Genomic DNA, 18,144 nt, shown 5'->3' on the forward strand with positions numbered 1-18,144 from the left:
TCCACGACACACCGTGTCGGCTCTGCCACTGGATGTCGTAAAGCCCCGTGCGCCCGTCTCTGAGAGTATGGACGTACTCGTCGTCGGCGGAAGCGGCTTCGTCGGAACCGAACTCACGCGCGAACTACACCGACGCGGACACACGGTGAGCGTTCTCTCGCGACGTCCGGACGAGGCGGACCTCCCCACGGGAGTCGAAACCGTCGAAGGCGACGTCACCGACTACGACTCCATCGTAGACGCGTTTGGAGAGAAAGAAGCCGTGTTCAACCTCGTCGCACTCTCCCCGCTGTTCGAACCGAGCGGCGGCGACGAGATGCACGACCGGATTCACCGACAGGGGACCGACCACTGTGTCAAGGCGGCCGAAGCACACGGCGTGAAACGGTTCGTCCAGATGAGCGCACTCGGCGCGGATCCGGACGGCCCGACGGCGTACATCCGTGCGAAAGGGCAAGCGGAGGAACTGGTCACGGAATCGCCCCTCGACTGGACGCTCGTCCGCCCTTCTGTCGTCTTCGGCAACGGCGGCGAGTTCGTCTCGTTCACGAAGAAGCTCACGACACCGTACGTCACGGGCCTCCCCGGCGGCGGCAAGACGCGCTTCCAACCCATCTGGGTCGGTGACCTCGCCCCACTCTTGGCAGATGTACTCGACGACGACCGACACGTGGGGGAGACGTACGAACTCGGCGGCCCCGAGGTGCTGACGCTCGCCGAAGTAGCGAAGCTGTGCTACCGTGCCGAGGGCAAGTCACTCGTCGTACTCCCCGTGCCGATGGTGTTCGCTCGCATCGGGTTGACGCTGGCAGGGATGCTTCCGATAGTGCCGATGGGACCGGACCAGTATCGGTCGTTACGGTTCGACAACACCGTCGCCGACAACGACGTGGTCGCGTTCGGGCGGGACCCGGCGACGTTGCGGACCTTTGCTGACTACCTCGGTGTCGCCGACGCGGAAGCGGAGACGACGCCCGTGGACGAACCTGCACACGCGTGAAGGTCTACTACGAGTAGAGGACAGACGAACGCGATCGGCGACCCGTCGCGCGGAATCCGCACCGTTATGCCCCCGGACTCCGAAGCCCGAGGAAATGGGAGTCCTCGAGAACAAAGCACGGGCACGCCTGTTCTACAAGTACCTCTCGAAGGTGTACGACCAGGTCAACCCGTTCATCTGGAACGAGGAGATGCGCGACGAAGCCCTCGAACTGCTCGACATCCAGCAGGACGACCGCGTCCTCGACATCGGCTGTGGAACCGGGTTCGGAACGGAGGGACTGCTGCAGTACTCCGACGACGTCCACGGACTCGACCAGAGTATCCACCAGATGGAGAAGGCGTGGGAGAAGTTCGGGAAGAACGACCAGGTGCGGTTCTACCGCGGCGACGCCGAACGGCTCCCCTTCCGAGACGACTCGTTCGACGTCGTCTGGTCCTCTGGCTCCATCGAGTACTGGCCGAACCCCGTCGACGCACTCGAAGAGATTCGGCGCGTCGTCAAGCCGGGAAACAAGGTGCTCATCGTCGGTCCCGACTACCCGAAGTCGGGCCTCTTCCAGAAGATGGCCGACGCCATCATGCTGTTCTACGACGAGGAAGAGGCCGACCGGATGTTCGAAGCGGCCGGCTTCGTCGACATCGAACACCACATCCAGCAGCGACAACCGGGGAGCCCGCGGGCAATCACAACTGTCGCGCGAGCGCCCGAAGAGTAGATATCGGCTCTTTTTACCGTCGCTATCTCGGCTCTTTTCGTCGTCGTTACGCCGTCGTCGAAAACTGAGCGAGTACTCGCTCGTCCGACGACACGCGAACCGTCACCCGAGCACCGGCGACGAGCGACGGGTCGTTCGTCGCCGCGATTCGAACGCTCGCCGTCTCGCCGACCGACCACTGACCGTCGCTGGCGACGTTGAACGGGCCGGTCGGACCCGGTCGAAACCCCGTCGCAGAGAAGAACGGAACCGGTGGCTGGTGGTCGAGTGCCGTGCCGCCGACACTGATGTGAACTGTGAGTTCGTCGACGGCGAGTGTCGGCCCGGCACGATGCGTGAACGTGAGTCGGTCGCCCGACACGGACACCGAGAGGGCGACTGGCGTCGTCGTGGCAGATACCTCTGTCGCCTCCGGAACCGACGCGAATGCGACGCTCCCGACGGTCGCTGCGAGAACGACGGTTACGGCGACGAGGAGGACGACACCGATGGCTGGGGCGACGCCACGGGAACGAGTCGACACGAGACGGAGTAGCGTCGCTCTCCGATAAAAAGGTCGGGCGAGAGCGGAGTGGAGATTAGCGACGCCGGAGCGACGGTGCGGCGAGTGACTGCGACGTCAGCGTCGACGTCGACACGGTCGGTGCTTCGACAGTCCGAATCTCGTCCGACTCGGTCACGTCGGTAGAGCCAGTAGAGCCGTTCGAGCTACTCGACCCGTTCGGTGCGCCGACGCGGTTCGGTTCGACCGGTTGGACGCGCATGTCGACGACAGACTGTGTGTCGACCTTGATGGCCTGGACAGTGAAGTTCTCCTGCGGAGAGACGGCCCACAGCGCACCCGAACTGTTGGTCGTCCCGATAGGGACGGGGTCGGTGTTGCTCTGTGGCGGACTGATGATGCTCACGTCCGCTCGCACTGGGTCGCCCGTTCGGGCGTTTTCGACTTTGATGAGCATCGGTCCACCGGGGTACGAGGGATGGACGGTGAGCCGGAGACCGACGCGACTAGAGTTCATCTGCTTGGTCGGCGGCGTCCGGTTGAGACGAAGGGTCTGTGCCTCTTTGAACACACGCCCCGGTGTGTCCTTGTCGATGAACGCGGTCAGCTTCCCTCGGCGGTAGGGAATCTCCGTAATCCAGACGTCGCTTTCACGGGCAGAGCCTCCCGACGAACCCCAGCGCTCCCACAGCGTCGGGTAGCTCTGTCGAACCAACGTGTCTATCTCCTCTGGAGTGAGTTGTGCGTTCGACGTCGGCACTCGGCGCGACCCATCGTACACTTCTCTGACGTAGGTGTCGTCGGAGATCGTCGTGAGGACGACGCCGTCAGCGGTGGTACTCGCGTACACGCGTGACGAAGGAATCTCCCCGCGAACGGCTTCCGCAGTGTGGTCGCGCATCGGTCCCCGCAGGGTTTGGAGTTCGAGCTGAATCGCGTCGACGCGAGTCCGGACACTGAATCCCTCGATGTCTTCGGCCGCGTCGTTGAGTCGCGTCACGTTCTGTGCGAGTTGTTCAGACGCCGTATCGATACGGGCGAGTTGAACCGTCAGCCCGGTCGTACTGAGTTCGCCAGTGCTGTGCCGCCGGAACGCTTCCCGCTCTTCTTGCCTGAGTTCACTCGTTCGAATCTCGACTTCGGTCAGCGCACGGCGAATGTACGCCTGTCTCTCGGACTCGACGTCGACCGAGTCGAGAGTCGTTTCCGTCCGTTTGGTGTTGAGTTGTCGAGAGATGCGTGTATCCCGAATCGTGAGTGCCGCACTCGCGTTCGCGCTCGACTGCGTGAAGTTCGTCCGTTGGACGCTGCTCTGCGTGAGTGTCAGCACGTTGGTCTGTGTCCGGTTCTGGGCGATGTCGGCGGTCGAGGAGAGCGCGTCGGAGTCAGGTGAAGACGCAGCGAGCCCGGGGAGACTCGCTGCCCCCACGCCCGACGAGACGAGGAGGAACACTGCGAACAGCACGGAGCGGGGTCTCATCAGCGCGACCTTCTGCGCGCACGTACTAAAAGTGGTCGGCACGCCCTCGAAATCTCGAATTCGCCGTGGAAAACGGCTCAAAACCTCGAAATACCACCCGATGGAAAGCGTTTTCAGTCCAGAAAGAGACTCGGACAGCATATGCGGAACGCCGCCATTGTACTTGCCCTCCTCATCCTCGTGGTCGGTGGTTTCGCACCACCGGTCGCGGCTGATGTCGGCGCGGATGCTGCGGCCGGAGTCGACACGCCACGAGCGCAGTCGGTGCAGACTACCCAGTTCGCCCAGACCGTACAAGTCGAGCAGAACGAGTCGATACAGACGGAAATCGTCATCGACGTCCACACCGATGGGAACGCGACGTGGGAAGTGACCACACGGCACACACTCCAGTCGGACGAAGACGTTCGTGCGTTCAACCAGCTGGTCGAAGAGCTTCGTCGCGGCGAAGCGAACAGCAGTCTCGACGAGGGGATGTTCCGTAACTACGCGAATCTCGCCGCCGAGTCGACCGGCCGAGAGATGGAGATTCTCGACGTGGACTACACGGGGACCGTCACCGACGAGAACTCGACCGGCCTCCTGACGATGTCGTTCACGTGGACGAACTTCGCAGAACCGACCGACGACGACGGACTCCGCGTCGGTGACGCGTTCACGACACCCGACGGTGGTACGTGGTTCCCGTGGCTCGCCGACGGCCAACAACTCACCATCGAGACGCCAGAGAACTACGAGGTCCAGAACAGTTTCAGCGGTATCCAAGACGGGTCAGTCGTCGCGACGGGGCCGATGGACCTCCGCGAGCAGCCGATATACGTCGTCTACGACTCGACTGCGCTTCCGACGCCACCACGAGAGTCGTTCCTCACGCCGGAACTCCTCGCCGGCATCGGCGCGATGCTGCTGCTCGTCGTCGCTGGCGTGTGGTACCTCCGTCAGCAAGAAGAGACCGTCCCGCAGTCCGACGCAGGGATGACGCAGCAACCGGCGGACGGCGACGCCGACGGGGCCGCAGACGCTGAATCTGAAGGCGATGACATCGACCTCTCGTTGCTCTCGGACGAAGAACGGGTCGAGTATCACCTGAAACAGCGCGGTGGTCGGATGCGCCAGGCCGACATCGTCAAAGAGACGGAGTGGTCAGACGCGAAGGTGTCGCAACTTCTGTCGGCGATGGCCGACGAGGAGCGGGTGAACAAACTCCGTATCGGACGTGAGAACCTCATCTCGCTCCCCGACTACGGCCACGAGTCGGACGACGGGGAGTAGGCGAGGAGAGACCAGAGGCGGCGAGAAACGCCGGTATCGACGGCCGCTAGCGTGGGTCTCTGGGGTCCTTCCGAAAGCATTTACACCTATCTGGAGAGAGTGGTCAATGATGAAGGTTCTCGTGACCGTCAAAGAGGTGGCCGAAGTCGAGGACGACTTCGAAATCGAAGGAACACACATCGCCGAGCAGTTCCTCGAGTACGACCTCAACGAATGGGACGACTACGCCGTCGAAGAGGCCGTCCAGATGCAGGAGGCCGGCGACGACGTCGAAGTCGTCAGCGTCACTATCGGCCCCGAACGGAGCGAGGAGACCATCCGGATGGCACTCGCGAAGGGCGTCGACCGGGCCATTCGTGTCTGGGACGACGCACTCGAAGACGCCGAGATGTTGGACGTCGCCGCGAAGACGCGCATATTACAGGCCGTCGTCGAGGCCGAGGAACCGGACCTCGTCTTCACGGGCGTGCAGGCGAACGACGACAGTTTCGGCGCGACCGGCGTCTCGCTGGCCGACGCAATCGACTACGAGTGGGCCGCCGTCGTCAACGCACTGGACATCGACACGCTTCTCGCAGAGAACGTCGCGAACGTCCACCGCGAACTAGAGGGCGGCGTCGAGGAACTCACCGAAGTCGACCTCCCGGCCGTCCTCACCATCCAGACCGGTATCAACGAACCGCGCTACGCCAGTCTCCGTGGAATCCGGCAGGCGCAATCCAAAGAGATCGCCGAGCAGGACCTCGACGACCTCGGCCTCGGTCTCGCCGACGTCGAATCCGACCTCATCCTGACCGACATGTACGAACCAGAAAGCGAGTCAGACGCGACCATCTTCGAAGGCGACGCAGGAGACACGGCAGGGCAACTTGCTGAAGTCCTCCGAGAGAAGGGGGTGGGCGCAGAATGACTGACGTCCTCGCAGTCACCGAACACCGTCGCGGCAGTCTTCGCGACGTGAGCTTCGAAGTCGTCACCGCGGGCCGAGAACTGGCCGACGCGACCGGCGGCGACCTGCACCTCGCAGTCATCTCCGGCGACGTCGACAAGTTCGCCGAGCAAGTCAACTGCGACGGTGTCGACCAGATTCACACCGTCGCGTACGGCGAGGAGTTCAACCACGACGTCTACACGCAGGCCGTCGAGGCACTCTACGACGACCTCTCGCCGTCCATCGTGCTCATGCCGAACAGCGTCAACGGCCTCGACTACGCTCCCGCCGTCGCCAACGGTCTCTCGCTCCCGCTCGTCACCGACGTCGTCGACTTCGAGTGGGACGGCGCGCTGACGGCGACCCGTGAGATGTACGGCTCGAAAGTCGAGACCACCATCGAAGTCGACGCCGAGCGCGTCGCCGTCACTATCCGCGGTGGCGAGTGGCCCGCCGCAAACGGGACGGGCGACGCCGAGGTGACGGCCTTCGACGCCGATATCGACGAGGGTGCAATCGGCTCTCGCGTCACCGGCTTCGAGGAAGTCGGCTCCGGCGACGTCGACATCTCCGACGCCGAGGTGCTCGTCTCCGTCGGCCGCGGTATCGAAGAGGAGGAGAACCTCGAACTCGTCGAAGAACTCGCCGACGCACTCGGAGCGACGCTCTCCTCGTCGCGGCCCATCGTCGACGCGGGATGGCTCCCGAAGAACCGGCAGGTCGGCCAGTCCGGCAAGGTCGTCACGCCGAAAATCTACCTCGCCGTGGGTATCTCCGGGGCCGTCCAACACGTCGCCGGGATGAAGGGCTCGGAGACGATTATCGCCATCAACACCGACCCGAACGCGCCCATCTTCGACATCGCCGACTACGGTATCGTCGGCGACCTGTTCGACGTGGTGCCCGAACTCGTCGACGAGTTCCAGTAGAACCTTTTGCTCTGTGGGCCGCCGCAGGCGGCCCTCGGCAAAACGTTTCTTCGCGGTTTCACCGCGAAGGCAAAGACGGCGCTCCGCGCCGTCTCTCGCACCAAAAGCATCACCAGAAATCTGCGATTTCTGGTTGGTGAACGAGAGCCTTGCTCTCGTAAACACTCCTCTCTCATTTCAGCGCGGCAAGCCGCGCTTCCATTCGTTCGTCGGCCCGCTCACTCGGGCTTCGCCCTCGCTCGCGGTACAGTGAAAGAAGGTGACCAACCCTTTTCTCGGTGCCCGCGACAGAGCGAGCATGACCGACGACTCCGAGCGGCCGCTGGCGCTCGACGCCTACGAGTCCCTCGCCGATGGCTACGCCGAGCACGCACCCGCCAAACCGTTCAACGCCGACTTAGAGCGTCCGGCGACGCGGTCGGTGCTCCCGGACCTCGACGGCCTCGACGTGTTCGACGCTGGCTGTGGGCCGGGCATCACGACCGAACATCTCGTGCGTGAGGGTGCGAACGTCGTCGCCGCCGACGTGAGTCCGACGATGCTCGGACACGCCCGCGAGCGCGTCGGGGCGGGGGCCGAGTTTCTTCGACTCGACCTCGGGTCGCCGCTCCCCTTCACGGACGACGCCTTCGACCTCGTCCACGCCTCGCTCTGTTTCGACTACGTCGCAGACTGGGACGCGCTCTTCGCGGAGGTAGCGCGGGTGCTTCGGCCCGGTGGTCGGGTCGTCTGTTCGATGCACCACCCCTTCGCGGAGGCGACGCGGTTGGAGCCGGAGAACTACTTCGAGACACAGACGTTCAGCGAGGAGTGGAGCGGGTTCGGCGACCCGGTGGACGTTCCGTTCTACTACCGGTCGCTCGGCGGTCGAATCGGGCCGATGCTGGCGGCGGGGTTTCGACTCGACGAACTGGTGGAAGCGCGACCGACAGAGCGATTTCGAGAGAAAGACCCCGAGGCCTACGAACGGGTGTCACGGGAGCCGACGTTTCTCGTCGTTCGCGGCGTGCTCGCCGGGTGAGTCAGGAGGCCGGTCGTTCGGTTTTCCCAGTAATCCGGTACGTACTTCCCTGACCGCCCCTACGAAACCGACAATGGAGTATTTGGAGCGCCGGGTCGCTCTCGTGAACGACCGTCTCGAAGCCGTCATCGAGGCTGTCGAACCCGACGAGCTAGCCGACGAACTCTCTCACGTCGCGCTCGCTGGTGGGAAGCGCGTTCGCCCCGCAGTCACTATTCTCTCTTGTGAAGCGGCCGGTGGGACGCCCGACGACGCTGTCGACTTTGCAGTCGGTATCGAACTCGTTCACAACGCCTCGCTCGTCATCGACGACATCATCGACCGCTCGGACATCCGCCGCGGCACCGAGAGCGCGTGGGCCGAGTACGGCTACGGTCCCGCCATCGTCGCCAGCGACGGCTTGCTCGGCGAAGCGTTCGCACTCTTCTCGGCGAACGAACAGGCGATGCAAGTCGTCGCCGAGTCGATGGTCGAACTCGGTGAAGGCGAGGCAACGGAACTCGTCGCTCGGCCGACCAACGAGGAGGAGTACATGGAACTCGCCCGCCGGAAGACGGGCGCACTGTTCCGCGCGGCCGCAGAACTCGGTGCCATCGCCGCCGGTGCCGACGCCTTCACCATCGAGTCGTTCGGCGAGTACGCCGAACGCGTCGGCGTCGCCTTCCAGATTCGCGACGACGTCCTCGACGCGACGGCCGACGCCGACGCCCTCGGCAAGCCGACTGGACAGGACGAGGTGATGGACCGCCCGTCGCTCGTGCAGGTGACGGACCTCACACCCGCAGAGGCCAACCAGCGTGCCCGCAGTCAGGCCGACCAGGCGCTCGACGCCCTCGACGCGGCGAGCGTCGACGACTCCGAGGCGAAAGAGTATCTCCGTGACCTCGCGGAGTTCGTCATCGTCCGAGAGCGGTAGTTCGAGATTCGGGTTTTCAGAGATAGGGAGACGAGAGTGGCGACACTCGGGGAATCAAAGGCGCGTGGCTTCGCGGCGTTGCATCGCCGCGAGACACGCACGCGAGGGATGAGCGAGCAGAGCGAGCGAATCGGCTGGGGAGGATGTGGTTGCGGCGGGCGAGATTGAAAGGGGCGAGTCGCTGGAGGAAGACGGCAGGCGCAAGCACCACAGCGACCGAAGAGACCGAGGAGTGCAACGAGCCGCAGGAGTCGAGAGCGCGTGGGCTTTTGTACTACGTTCAACCGGTCGACCGAAGTGAATATCCAGCCCACTCACACAGTCTCTTGTAGTGAATCTCGAACAGTTCAGGGAATACACGGCGTGGCATCATCACAGCAACGAGAGAACCTATCGTGCCCCCGCCCCTCCGTACAAACTCCTCTCGGTGAATCCGTCGTCGGTGCAGAGATATCATCCGACACTCCGACTTGATTGGGGCCTCGCCCGTGTCGAAGGGGGTGGATGGGATGACCCGAGCAACTGTGAGAGGATTCGCAAAACCTCGACGTACATCGGCCTCAGTGAGCGATTTGAAGAGGAGAAAGACTGGGAGGACACTGTTCTCTATCAAGAGGTATGCGCGGAGTTCGAGCACCACAAAACTGTCCGTGGATACCGCACTGTCGAGGAATATCTACGTACCCGGTGTGCGTATCTTGACGACCTGTTCGATTCAATCAAGCGAGAAGGATACCGTCCGAACGAAGCGGCATCTCACGAAAAGCCGGCAGAAGACAATCACTTCGAGAACGCGTACGCCAACCATCTAGAACCACTCGTCGCAATCGCTCGGACAGGAGAAATATACTGGCTCGAAGGGTTCCACCGGTTCGCTATCGCATCTATTCTGAATCTCGATTCGGTTCCAGTGTACGTTCTGTGCCGGCATCGGCAATGGCAGGAGACCCGTGACGAGTTATATCGGACTCTCTCATCGGATCGTCCGCTTTCAGACGAAGATAAAGTCGAACATCCGGACATGCAGGACATTCGCGAGCAGTAGAAGAACGGGCACGGTTTCCAAGCGAGATCGGCCGAACTCTGAGAACAGTGCAGAGTTGGTAATCACACAGAATCTCGGATACATTCAGCCTCACTCACGCCGCTTCAGGCTCTATCGCCGTCGGAAACCGCGACTCAGCAATCGCGAACACGACCGTACTGAACACGCCCAACAGCGTGCCGACGGTCAGCGCGACGGCCAAGTCGGTCAGCCCGATGGCGCGAATCGTCACCTCGCCCGTCTGTATCGAGCCAAGCCCAACCACGTCCGAGAGGAAGAACCCCGAGACGGCGTAGAGGACGAGGGCGATGGCGACGACGTAGAACGGCGCGTTGAGATAGCGCCACTTGAAACGGTCGGCGAGATACTCGTCTGTGACCTGGCCGAGACTACTCGTGATACCGGCGACGGCGAACCACTGCACCGCGCCGTGGACGAGCGACGCGAGGACGACAGTCGGTGAGAGCGTCCCGCCGACCGACTCTTGGACCGCCCGAAGCGTCTCTAACCCCTGCAACCCGCCGACGGCGAGCAACGCTGCGGCGACGATATAGGTGATGAGTGTCACCCGACCGGCGTAGAGGACGTTCCGCAGGTGTTCGGCAGTGTCGTCGACGACGGACTCCAACCCGAGGCCGCGAAAGAGGGTGTAGAGGCCGAGAAGTGCCGAGATGAGTCCGAGCACCGTCGTTCCGGGGACCTGAAACAAGCTGGCGACGACGACGAACGGGTAGATGAGGAGCAAGATGCCGAGGGGAACGAGGATGGTCCCTCTGGTTTCGGGGTCCGCGAGCACCTGCTTCATCGTGTAGTAGATCGACTCCAAATCCTGCGCCTGTCGGACGACGACGCGCCGGACGCCGTCGATGGGGACGCGAGAACGAATGACGGGAAGCACCGACTCGTCCTGTGCGCCGTCGGTGATGACGATGGCGCGGACGTTCTCGCCCGTCTGGAGGCTCGCGAGGACGGTGTCGACCTCTTCACCGACGACGCGGTTGGCCTTGACGTCACTCCCGTTGACGCCGGTGACGGCCGCGACTTCGACCTCTTCACCGCCTTCGGCGGCAACCTCGTCGTAGACGTGGATACCCTGAAAGAGGACGTTCACGTCGGAGTCCTCGGGGTCGGCGGTGGCGAGGGCGACTGCGGCATCCTCGACGGTGTCTCGGCCGAGGACGGGCGTCCGCATCCCCGTCTTGCGACCGAGGTCGTCGTCGAGGTCGACACAGAGGACCAAGAGCATCGGGCGAACCTATGTCGTGGGACTATATTTGTTTTCGGGAGCGGACGAGGGGTTGACCGGGCGACGGCACTGAGATCGTGGTGTCTCGCTGGCACCGGACGTGCCGTCGTGTCCACGTGAGAGAGCGCCACTCACGGTCTGTATCGCAAGTCGCACTGCTTTTGGGTCTCCTCACAGTAGAGTACAGATAACGATGATCTCGAAGGGTTGTGAACAGTGCGCCATGGGTGGCAAGATGGTCCTGTTCGTCTACGGCTACTGCGACCAGCGGGACTGTTTCTACTGCCCTCTCGGTGAGAACCGAAAGAACGTCACCGACGTCTACGCGAACGAACGTCTCGTCGAATCCGACGAAGACGTCATCGCGGAGGCGAATCGGATGGACGCACTGGGAACCTCTATCACCGGCGGCGAACCGCAAGAGGCGATGGACAAGACCTGTCGCTACCTCTCGCTTCTCAAAGACGAGTTCGGCGAGGACCACCACACCCACCTCTACACGGGCATCACGGGCGGCCGCGAGAACATGCGTCGCCTCTCGGAGGCCGGCCTCGACGAGATTCGTTTCCATCCGCCGTACGAACTCTGGGGCGACATGCACGGCACCGAGTGGGAGGAGATCCTCTACATCGCCCGCGAAGAAGGGCTGACCCCCGCCTTCGAGATTCCCGGCATCCGCGCCGAACAGGAGTTCCTCGACTTCCTGGACGAGGGGGCCGCCGACTTCTGTAACATCAACGAGTTCGAGATGAGTGACGGAAACTACCGGCGAATGCAGGAGGAGGGCTACGAACTCCAAGAGGGTCACATGTCGGCCGTCGACGGGTCGAAGGAGGCTATCCTCGACGCGATGGGCGACCACGAGCGTGTCTACTTCTGTACGAGCGTCTTCAAGGACGCCGCCCAGCACCGTAACCGTCTGAAACGGATGGCGAAGAACATCCGCCGAGAGTTCGACGACATCACGGACGACGGCACCATCGTCTACGGGAAGACGTGGGTCACCGAACGTCGTCTGCAGGAACTCGGTATCCCCGCAGAGTTCTACACCGTCAAGTCCGAACACGTCGAACTGGCGTGGTGGCTCCTCGAAGAGATGGTCTCCGAGGGCGACGTCGACAGCGGCGAAATCGTCGAACAGTATCCGACGGTGGACGGCACCGTCGTCGAGCGGACACCGCTGGCCTGAGAGCGAAGTCAGCGAACTCGTCTGTTCCCGTCGAACGTCCTGTTTCTACCCACATTCTCGATGTAGCTATCTCGACGCGACTGTTATGCTGTCAGCCGTCGTTGTTCTATGCGGTGAATTACCATGGCAAAACAGTTCGAGTGCACGATGGAAGACTGTAACTTCATGATACGAGCGAACGAGGAGGGCGAGGTCATCCACATCGTCCGTGAACACGCCCAGGACAAACACGGGATGTCCATCAGCGACAAAGACGTGCGGAAGGGAATGGCCAACGCCTGAGCGTCACTTCACGTAGTTTCGGCGGCGACCCCGCGTTTTTCCGGCCACGGCGACAGACACGAGAGGCTTCACTTTCACTCCGCCCGTGGCAAACGATTAAGTAGTCGCCGAGGCGTGGTGAAAGTGATGCCAGACGACCCCGAAGAGGGGATGCTGTCGTGGGACGAGACGGTGTTCCGTGACGAGCACGTCTTCGAGATCGACTACGTCCCGGAGACGTTCAAGCATCGCGAGAGCCAACTGCAGAGCCTCAAATACGCACTTCGACCCGCGGTTCGCGGCGCTCGTCCCCTCAACACCATCGTCAGCGGTCCGCCCGGCACTGGCAAGACGACTGCCGTCCAGAAACTCTTCGGGGAACTCAGCGCAGAGACCGACGTGCGAACCGTCCGCGTCAACTGTCAGGTCGACTCGACACGGTACGCCGTCTTCTCGCGCATCTTTCAGGGAATCTTCGACTACGAACCGCCGTCGTCGGGAATCTCGTTCAAGAAACTCTTCGGCCAGATAACTGACCGCCTCGTCGAAGACGAGGAGGTGCTCGTCGTCGCCCTCGACGACGTGAACTACCTCTTTTACGAGAACGAGGCGTCCGATACGCTCTACTCGCTTCTCCGGGCACACGAGGCCCACTCGGGTGCGCGTATCGGCGTCATCGTCATCTCCTCGGACCTCTCGTTGGACGTCATCGACGAACTCGACACGCGCGTCCAGAGCGTCTTCCGCCCCGAGGAGGTCTACTTCCCCGTCTACGACGAGAACGACATCGTCGACATCCTGCGTGAACGCGCCCGGCGGGGGTTTCACGACGGCGTCGTCGGGGCGCCCGAACTCGACCGCGTCGCCGAGTTGACCGCCGAGAAGGGCGACCTCCGGGTGGGAATCGACCTGCTCCGACGCGCCGGGTTGAACGCCGAGATGCGCGCCAGTCGGACGGTCAGCGTCGACGACGTCAACGAGGCCTACGACAAGTCGAAGTACGTCCACCTCTCGCGAAGTCTTCGCGGCCTCTCGGAGTCCGAACAGGCGCTCGTCCGCGTCATCGCCGAACACAACGGCGAACAAGCCGGAACCGTCTACGACGCCTTCCACGAGGAGACGGACCTCGGCTACACCCGCTACTCGGAGATAATCAACAAACTCGACCAACTCGGTGTCATCGAGGCGACGTACGCCGACGTCGGCGGCCGCGGACGCTCGCGCTCATTGACGCTCGCCTACGACCCCGAGGCCGTGTTGACGCGACTGTAGGTTGTGGTGTCGTTCTAGTTCCGGGCCGAGACCACTTCCACGACGCGGAGCGCGGTCAGGTCGAGTACCACCTGGCCCACGCCGACGAGTGCGCCGACGACGAACGCCACCAGTGTGCCGAGTGCGAGGACGAACAGAATAGGCAACACCGACGCTGCACTCGGCACACCGAGTTCGCCGGCGACGGCGGCCTGTCCGACGACGACGGCGACGAGTTCGAGGAAGAAGCAACTACCCGTTACCCCACCCCACTTCACCGACGCCTTCGAGAGCGCCCAGCGTTCGGTCCACGCGAACGGCGTCGTCACGAGCAGTCGTCGGTTCGTCGCCCACGTCGTCGCCCAGAGCAGGCCGTAGAGCGCGAGTCCAACAGTTGTCGAGAGTCCGCCGAGCAGGTCCCCGAGTGCGCCAGCCCAGTGGAGTAGTGTGAGCGGAACGAGCACGAACAGCGTCGTGTGAAACGTCGCGAGACACCAGACGAGCAACGAATCCGGTTCAGTGCTCGCCGCACCCTCGTCGCGTTCAGCCATGTGCCAGCACCTCCGCGAGGACGAGAATCAGACCGAGGAAGACGGAAGTGGCAGCGTACGCGCGACGTAGTGACACCGTTTCGAGCGTGTCCGCGGAGGTTCGGCGGGCGTCGACGACGAGGAGACTCCGCACGAGCGACCCGAGGAGGACGAGTCCGACGAGGAACAGTTTGAGAGAGAACGTCTCACTCCACTCGCCGCCCGGTATCGACGGGGCGAGCGCGCCGAGGTTGCCGACACCCGTCATCACGAGCAGCCCCATCGCAGCCCAGAACAGTCGTTCGTAGGCGGCGGCGACGGCGAGTGCTGCACTCGTGGGCAGGTCGAGACGGAGAGAAGCCCACGCGAGAAGTGCGCCGCCGAGTGCCAGTGCCATCCCGAGCACGTGCAGCCACCGGACGGCGAGATGCGAGAGCGCCAGGGGAACCATACGAGAGATTCGAGAGAAAGGGGCAAAACGACATGCGCTGGCCGACACGACAGGCGGTGTCGTGACTCGTACACCCTGCGTCGTCGACGCCGAGCACCGGGCGGTTTTTGCCCTCGCACGGGGAGTCACGAGTATGAAGACGACAGGCGGGAGCGACGCCGCGAAACGAAACGCCGGGGAGAGCGCCGCTGACCTCGTGACCGACGGGATGGTCGTCGGTCTCGGAACCGGCAGCACCGCCGCCTACGCCATCCGTGCAATCGGGCGGGCCGTCGACGCCGGCCTCGACGTTCACGGTGTTCCGACCTCCTTCGCCTCGCGTGAACTCGCCCGCGAAGCCGAGATTCCGCTCGTCGCGCTCGACGACGTAGAGACGATAGACCTCGCAATCGACGGGGCCGACCAAGTCGCCGACGGCCACCTCATCAAGGGCGGTGGGGCGGCTCACGCCCGAGAGAAAATCGTCGATACGGCCGCAGATCGGTTCGTCGTCGTCGCCGACCCCTCGAAGGAAGCCGAGACGCTCGACCGGTCGGTACCGGTCGAAGTGCTCCCCGCGGCTCGTCAGACGGTCGCGTCGGCAGTTCGGTCGGCCGGTGGCGACCCCACACTTCGAACCGCCGAGCGGAAAGACGGACCAGTCGTCACCGACAACGGCAATCTCGTCGTCGACTGCGAGTTCGGCCTCATCGACACACCGGCGGCACTCGCCCGGACGCTCTCGGAGACGCCGGGTGTCGTCGAACACGGACTGTTCGTCGGCGTCGCCGACGAGGTACACGTCGGGAGAGACGAGGGAGTCACCGTCCACGAGCTATCGCGGTAGTGAGCGTCGCTGTCGCTCACCGGCGAAATAAATGGAAGAAGTGTTGAAAGCCGAGTTTACAGGTCGCGCGGCTGGACCGTCTTTCGGTCGTTCTCTTCTGCGCGACGTGCAGCGTCTTCGAGCAGTTCCTTGACTTCCCCGTCGAGTGCGTCGTAGAAGTCGGACGCAACGTTCTTCTCGTCGAGGTACTCCTTGACTGCTGCTTTGACAATGAGGTCTGCCATGCACCCTCGTCTACCAAGGCCTTATTAATAAGATTTCCTGAATCGCACCGTCAGCGTCTCTGGCAGTACAATATTGCCTTTTACAGCCAACGAATATATATGTGCGGCTGTTCTGAAGGCCGACCTGTCCGAGAAAGCCGGTGTCGGAGGTCGGTTCACTTTACTGAACTGTCAATCGATGAATCATGTAGACCGGCGAACCGCCCGAGTACAAACGACATCTACGAGTAGCCGTGGGCGCGAACGACGCATATGCGTGAACTACTGGAGGCGGTCGCCGCCGGTGACCTCTCTCCGACCGAGGCGGAGGTGCAGTTACGTGGCTACGCGACGACGGACGCCGGGCGGTTCGACGCCGCTCGCGAGCAGCGTCGCGGCGTTCCCGAAGCGATTCTGGCCGAAGGAAAGACGCCGACGGAAGTCGCGGACCTCGCCGAGACGGCGTTGGAGACGACGGGTCGCGCGGTCGTCACCCGTGTCGACGCCGACGACGTCGCGGCCGTCTCGGACCACCTCGACGACGCCGACGCGACTGTCGACCACGACCACCGAGCGAAGACGATCACCGTCCACGGAGTGGACTTCGACCCGCCGACGCTCGACGCGACGGTCGGAATCGTCACCGGCGGCACCTCCGACGCACCGGTCGCCGGTGAAGCCGCCGTCATCGCCCGCGAGATGGGAGCGACGGTGGAGTTCGTCGAAGACGTGGGTGTGGCACACCTCGGTCGGGTCCTCGACCACCTCGAGACGCTCAGGGACGCGGACGTCCTCGTCATCGCGGCGGGCCGAGAGGGTGCGCTGCCCACCGTCGTCGCCGGTCTCGTCGACACGCCAGTCATCGGCCTACCGGTCCCGACGGGGTACGGTGCGGGCGGCGAGGGCCACGCGGCGCTCGACGGGATGCTCCAGTCGTGTACCATCATCTCCGTCGTCAACATCGGTGCGGGGTTCGTCGCTGGCGCGCAGGCAGGTCTCGTCGCCCGCGCCGTCGACGACGCTCGGCCCTCGTGAGCGACAGTTCTGTACGGATATCGTCACCGAGTACCGTGACACTCCGGAACATGTTGCCGCTTTCGCGCGCACACGTATGCGCGCGTGAGGAACCTATATGGGGATGCAACCCATAGTTGAGAGCACCGGCAACGGTGGAGCCGGACAACTATGCCAAGTTGCGACCACTGCGGGTCGCACGTATCGGAGCGTTTCGCACGCGTGTTTGCCGACGCGACCGGGCGAGTCTTCGCCTGTCCAAACTGCTCGGCGAACGCGGGTATCGCGGAAGTCGCTCGACAGCGTGCACGCGCATAATCATTGAGTCAGGTAACGCAACGTACACGACCACCACGCGAAGCCAATCTACAATCCACCGCTGTACGGCCGGGGGTTCCGGACGCCTTATGCGCGTCCCACCCCTTGTCCGGCCGTGCACTACGTCTACATCGTCGAGTGTCACGACGACTCCTACTACACGGGCTACACCACCGACGTCGAGCGACGCGTCTCGGAGCACAACGATGGGACGGGCGCGAAGTACACCCGCGGACGGACGCCGGTCGACCTCGTCTACACCGAGTCGTACGACTCGAAGTCGGCGGCGATGAGCCGAGAGTACGAGATAAAGCAGTTGACGCGTCGGCAGAAAGAGCGGTTGGTCGTCGACGAATAACGATAACTCAGTCGTCGCAGGCGGCGAACGGCGCTTGGCCGTGACTCACGGCGTCGGCGTGCTCGGCGACCAGTCGTCCGAGCGCCTCGATTCGCTCGCGGATGCCGTCTTCGACGAGTTCGCCGTCTTCGAACTGGTCGTAGGCGCGGGGGATACCGACCTGCTGCGGGATGGCCCACCCGTGGACGTTCCGGACGGTGCTGCGCATATGTTCGAGCGTCGCGCCGTAGGACGACCCACCAGCGACGGTGAGGAGACCGACGACCGTATCCTCGTAGTCGTCGCCGGAACAGTAGTCGTGGAAGTTCTTCAGCGTCGAGGAGTACGACCCGTGGTAGACAGGAGAGCCGAGGATGACACCGTCTGCGTCGCGGACGCGACGAACCAGTTCGGCAGACTCGCCCTGTGCGTCCTCGTCGGGGTGGTAGAGCGGTAAGTCGACGGCTCCGAGGTCGATGAGGTCGGTGTCGGCCCCGGCCGCTTCGGCGGCGGCGAGGGCGTGTTCGAGTGCGGTCTTGGTGTGGCTGCCGTCACGACGACTGCCACAGACAGCGACGACGGTTGTCATGACCGAGTTTCAGAGACGGATAGTGTAAAACTCGTCGGCTTTCCGCGAGAAACAGATAGGCTGGTGTCACGATTCGGAGTGGGGTGACGACACAACGATACCCGACGATGGGGAG

General features: G+C 63.3%; 22 protein-coding genes. 15 read left to right on the forward strand and 7 right to left on the reverse strand.

Going from position 1 to position 18,144, the window contains the following annotated elements; all coding sequences use genetic code 11:
• Positions 1-67 precede the first annotated feature (67 nt).
• Both BM083_RS14980 and BM083_RS14985 read left to right on the forward strand, forming a co-directional pair.
• Positions 68-1,000 carry a complex I NDUFA9 subunit family protein gene (locus BM083_RS14980; RefSeq protein ID WP_089870255.1) on the forward strand — a complete coding sequence of 311 codons (933 nt, stop codon included), beginning with the start codon at positions 68-70 and terminating at the stop codon, positions 998-1,000.
• A gap of 94 nt (positions 1,001-1,094) precedes the next feature.
• Positions 1,095-1,718 (forward strand): methyltransferase domain-containing protein, encoded by a 624-nt coding sequence (locus BM083_RS14985; protein WP_009366846.1) that lies wholly within the window; start codon positions 1,095-1,097, stop codon positions 1,716-1,718.
• 46 nt (positions 1,719-1,764) lie between these two features.
• Here the strand turns inward: BM083_RS14985 and BM083_RS14990 are convergent, their stop codons facing one another.
• Together BM083_RS14990 and BM083_RS14995 are read right to left on the reverse strand one after the other, a co-directional pair.
• A complete protein-coding gene (locus BM083_RS14990) occupies positions 1,765-2,241 on the reverse strand; it encodes a type IV pilin domain-containing protein (RefSeq protein WP_089870256.1) in 477 nt (158 codons plus the stop codon).
• A gap of 55 nt (positions 2,242-2,296) precedes the next feature.
• The gene (locus tag BM083_RS14995) at positions 2,297-3,700 is read right to left on the reverse strand and encodes a DUF7096 domain-containing protein (RefSeq protein WP_089870257.1); all 1,404 of its coding nucleotides are present in this window, start codon (positions 3,698-3,700) and stop codon (positions 2,297-2,299) included.
• 141 nt (positions 3,701-3,841) lie between these two features.
• Between BM083_RS14995 and BM083_RS15000 the strand changes: the two genes are divergently transcribed.
• The 6 genes from BM083_RS15000 (at position 3,842) to BM083_RS23815 (ending at position 9,814) form a co-directional block, all read left to right on the forward strand.
• On the forward strand, positions 3,842-4,972 hold the full coding sequence (locus BM083_RS15000; RefSeq protein WP_089870258.1) for a helix-turn-helix transcriptional regulator: 1,131 nt from the start codon (positions 3,842-3,844) through the stop codon (positions 4,970-4,972).
• Positions 4,973-5,081: 109 nt separating this feature from the next.
• Complete coding sequence (locus BM083_RS15005) at positions 5,082-5,882, forward strand: electron transfer flavoprotein subunit beta/FixA family protein (protein ID WP_049893777.1); 801 nt, start codon at positions 5,082-5,084, stop codon at positions 5,880-5,882.
• Positions 5,879-6,832 (forward strand): electron transfer flavoprotein subunit alpha/FixB family protein, encoded by a 954-nt coding sequence (locus BM083_RS15010; RefSeq protein WP_089870259.1) that lies wholly within the window; start codon positions 5,879-5,881, stop codon positions 6,830-6,832. The genes BM083_RS15005 and BM083_RS15010 overlap by 4 nt, the downstream gene beginning before the upstream one ends.
• Positions 6,833-7,130: 298 nt before the next feature.
• Entirely contained in the window at positions 7,131-7,853 is a 723-nt protein-coding gene (locus BM083_RS15015) for a class I SAM-dependent methyltransferase (protein ID WP_089870260.1), read from the forward strand.
• Between the two features lie 73 nt (positions 7,854-7,926).
• Entirely contained in the window at positions 7,927-8,769 is an 843-nt protein-coding gene (locus BM083_RS15020) for a polyprenyl synthetase family protein (RefSeq protein WP_089870261.1), read from the forward strand.
• 331 nt (positions 8,770-9,100) lie between these two features.
• Positions 9,101-9,814 (forward strand): hypothetical protein, encoded by a 714-nt coding sequence (locus BM083_RS23815; protein WP_245756903.1) that lies wholly within the window; start codon positions 9,101-9,103, stop codon positions 9,812-9,814.
• Between the two features lie 94 nt (positions 9,815-9,908).
• Here the strand turns inward: BM083_RS23815 and BM083_RS15030 are convergent, their stop codons facing one another.
• Positions 9,909-11,060, reverse strand: coding sequence for a DUF373 family protein (locus BM083_RS15030; RefSeq protein WP_009366855.1), 1,152 nt, complete (start codon positions 11,058-11,060; stop codon positions 9,909-9,911).
• A gap of 193 nt (positions 11,061-11,253) precedes the next feature.
• On the opposite strand from BM083_RS15030, the gene BM083_RS15035 reads away from it, so the two are divergent.
• From BM083_RS15035 to BM083_RS15045, 3 genes are all read left to right on the forward strand, one after another.
• Positions 11,254-12,249, forward strand: coding sequence for a radical SAM protein (locus tag BM083_RS15035; RefSeq protein ID WP_049893683.1), 996 nt, complete (start codon positions 11,254-11,256; stop codon positions 12,247-12,249).
• 123 nt (positions 12,250-12,372) lie between these two features.
• Positions 12,373-12,531: a DUF1059 domain-containing protein gene (locus tag BM083_RS15040; protein WP_083851020.1), complete on the forward strand. Its 159-nt coding sequence runs from the start codon at positions 12,373-12,375 to the stop codon at positions 12,529-12,531.
• Between the two features lie 126 nt (positions 12,532-12,657).
• The gene (locus tag BM083_RS15045; RefSeq protein ID WP_089870262.1) at positions 12,658-13,782 is read left to right on the forward strand and encodes an ORC1-type DNA replication protein; all 1,125 of its coding nucleotides are present in this window, start codon (positions 12,658-12,660) and stop codon (positions 13,780-13,782) included.
• Between the two features lie 14 nt (positions 13,783-13,796).
• Here BM083_RS15045 and BM083_RS15050 read toward each other — a convergent pair whose 3' ends face one another.
• Both BM083_RS15050 and BM083_RS15055 read right to left on the reverse strand, forming a co-directional pair.
• On the reverse strand, positions 13,797-14,312 hold the full coding sequence (locus tag BM083_RS15050) for a DUF7965 family protein (RefSeq protein ID WP_089870263.1): 516 nt from the start codon (positions 14,310-14,312) through the stop codon (positions 13,797-13,799).
• Entirely contained in the window at positions 14,305-14,742 is a 438-nt protein-coding gene (locus BM083_RS15055; protein WP_177197656.1) for a hypothetical protein, read from the reverse strand. Before BM083_RS15055 ends, BM083_RS15050 begins: the two co-directional genes overlap by 8 nt.
• 133 nt (positions 14,743-14,875) lie before the next feature.
• Between BM083_RS15055 and rpiA the strand changes: the two genes are divergently transcribed.
• Complete coding sequence (gene rpiA, locus BM083_RS15060; protein WP_089870264.1) at positions 14,876-15,568, forward strand: ribose-5-phosphate isomerase RpiA; 693 nt, start codon at positions 14,876-14,878, stop codon at positions 15,566-15,568.
• 56 nt (positions 15,569-15,624) lie between these two features.
• Here the strand turns inward: rpiA and BM083_RS15065 are convergent, their stop codons facing one another.
• On the reverse strand, positions 15,625-15,792 hold the full coding sequence (locus BM083_RS15065; protein ID WP_009366863.1) for a DNA-binding protein: 168 nt from the start codon (positions 15,790-15,792) through the stop codon (positions 15,625-15,627).
• 252 nt (positions 15,793-16,044) lie between these two features.
• On the opposite strand from BM083_RS15065, the gene larB reads away from it, so the two are divergent.
• The 3 genes from larB to BM083_RS15075 all read left to right on the forward strand — a co-directional run bounded on the left by larB (position 16,045) and on the right by BM083_RS15075 (position 17,461).
• A complete protein-coding gene (gene larB, locus BM083_RS15070) occupies positions 16,045-16,806 on the forward strand; it encodes a nickel pincer cofactor biosynthesis protein LarB (protein WP_089870265.1) in 762 nt (253 codons plus the stop codon).
• A 150-nt stretch (positions 16,807-16,956) separates the two neighbouring features.
• Positions 16,957-17,103: a DUF7563 family protein gene (locus BM083_RS24225; RefSeq protein WP_009366865.1), complete on the forward strand. Its 147-nt coding sequence runs from the start codon at positions 16,957-16,959 to the stop codon at positions 17,101-17,103.
• Between the two features lie 115 nt (positions 17,104-17,218).
• Positions 17,219-17,461: a GIY-YIG nuclease family protein gene (locus tag BM083_RS15075; protein ID WP_089870266.1), complete on the forward strand. Its 243-nt coding sequence runs from the start codon at positions 17,219-17,221 to the stop codon at positions 17,459-17,461.
• A 7-nt stretch (positions 17,462-17,468) separates the two neighbouring features.
• Here the strand turns inward: BM083_RS15075 and BM083_RS15080 are convergent, their stop codons facing one another.
• A complete protein-coding gene (locus BM083_RS15080; RefSeq protein WP_089870267.1) occupies positions 17,469-18,029 on the reverse strand; it encodes an NADPH-dependent FMN reductase in 561 nt (186 codons plus the stop codon).
• Between the last annotated feature and the right edge of the window lie 115 nt (positions 18,030-18,144).

Source organism: Halogranum rubrum (genome assembly GCF_900114455.1).
Lineage (GTDB): Archaea > Halobacteriota > Halobacteria > Halobacteriales > Haloferacaceae > Halogranum > Halogranum rubrum.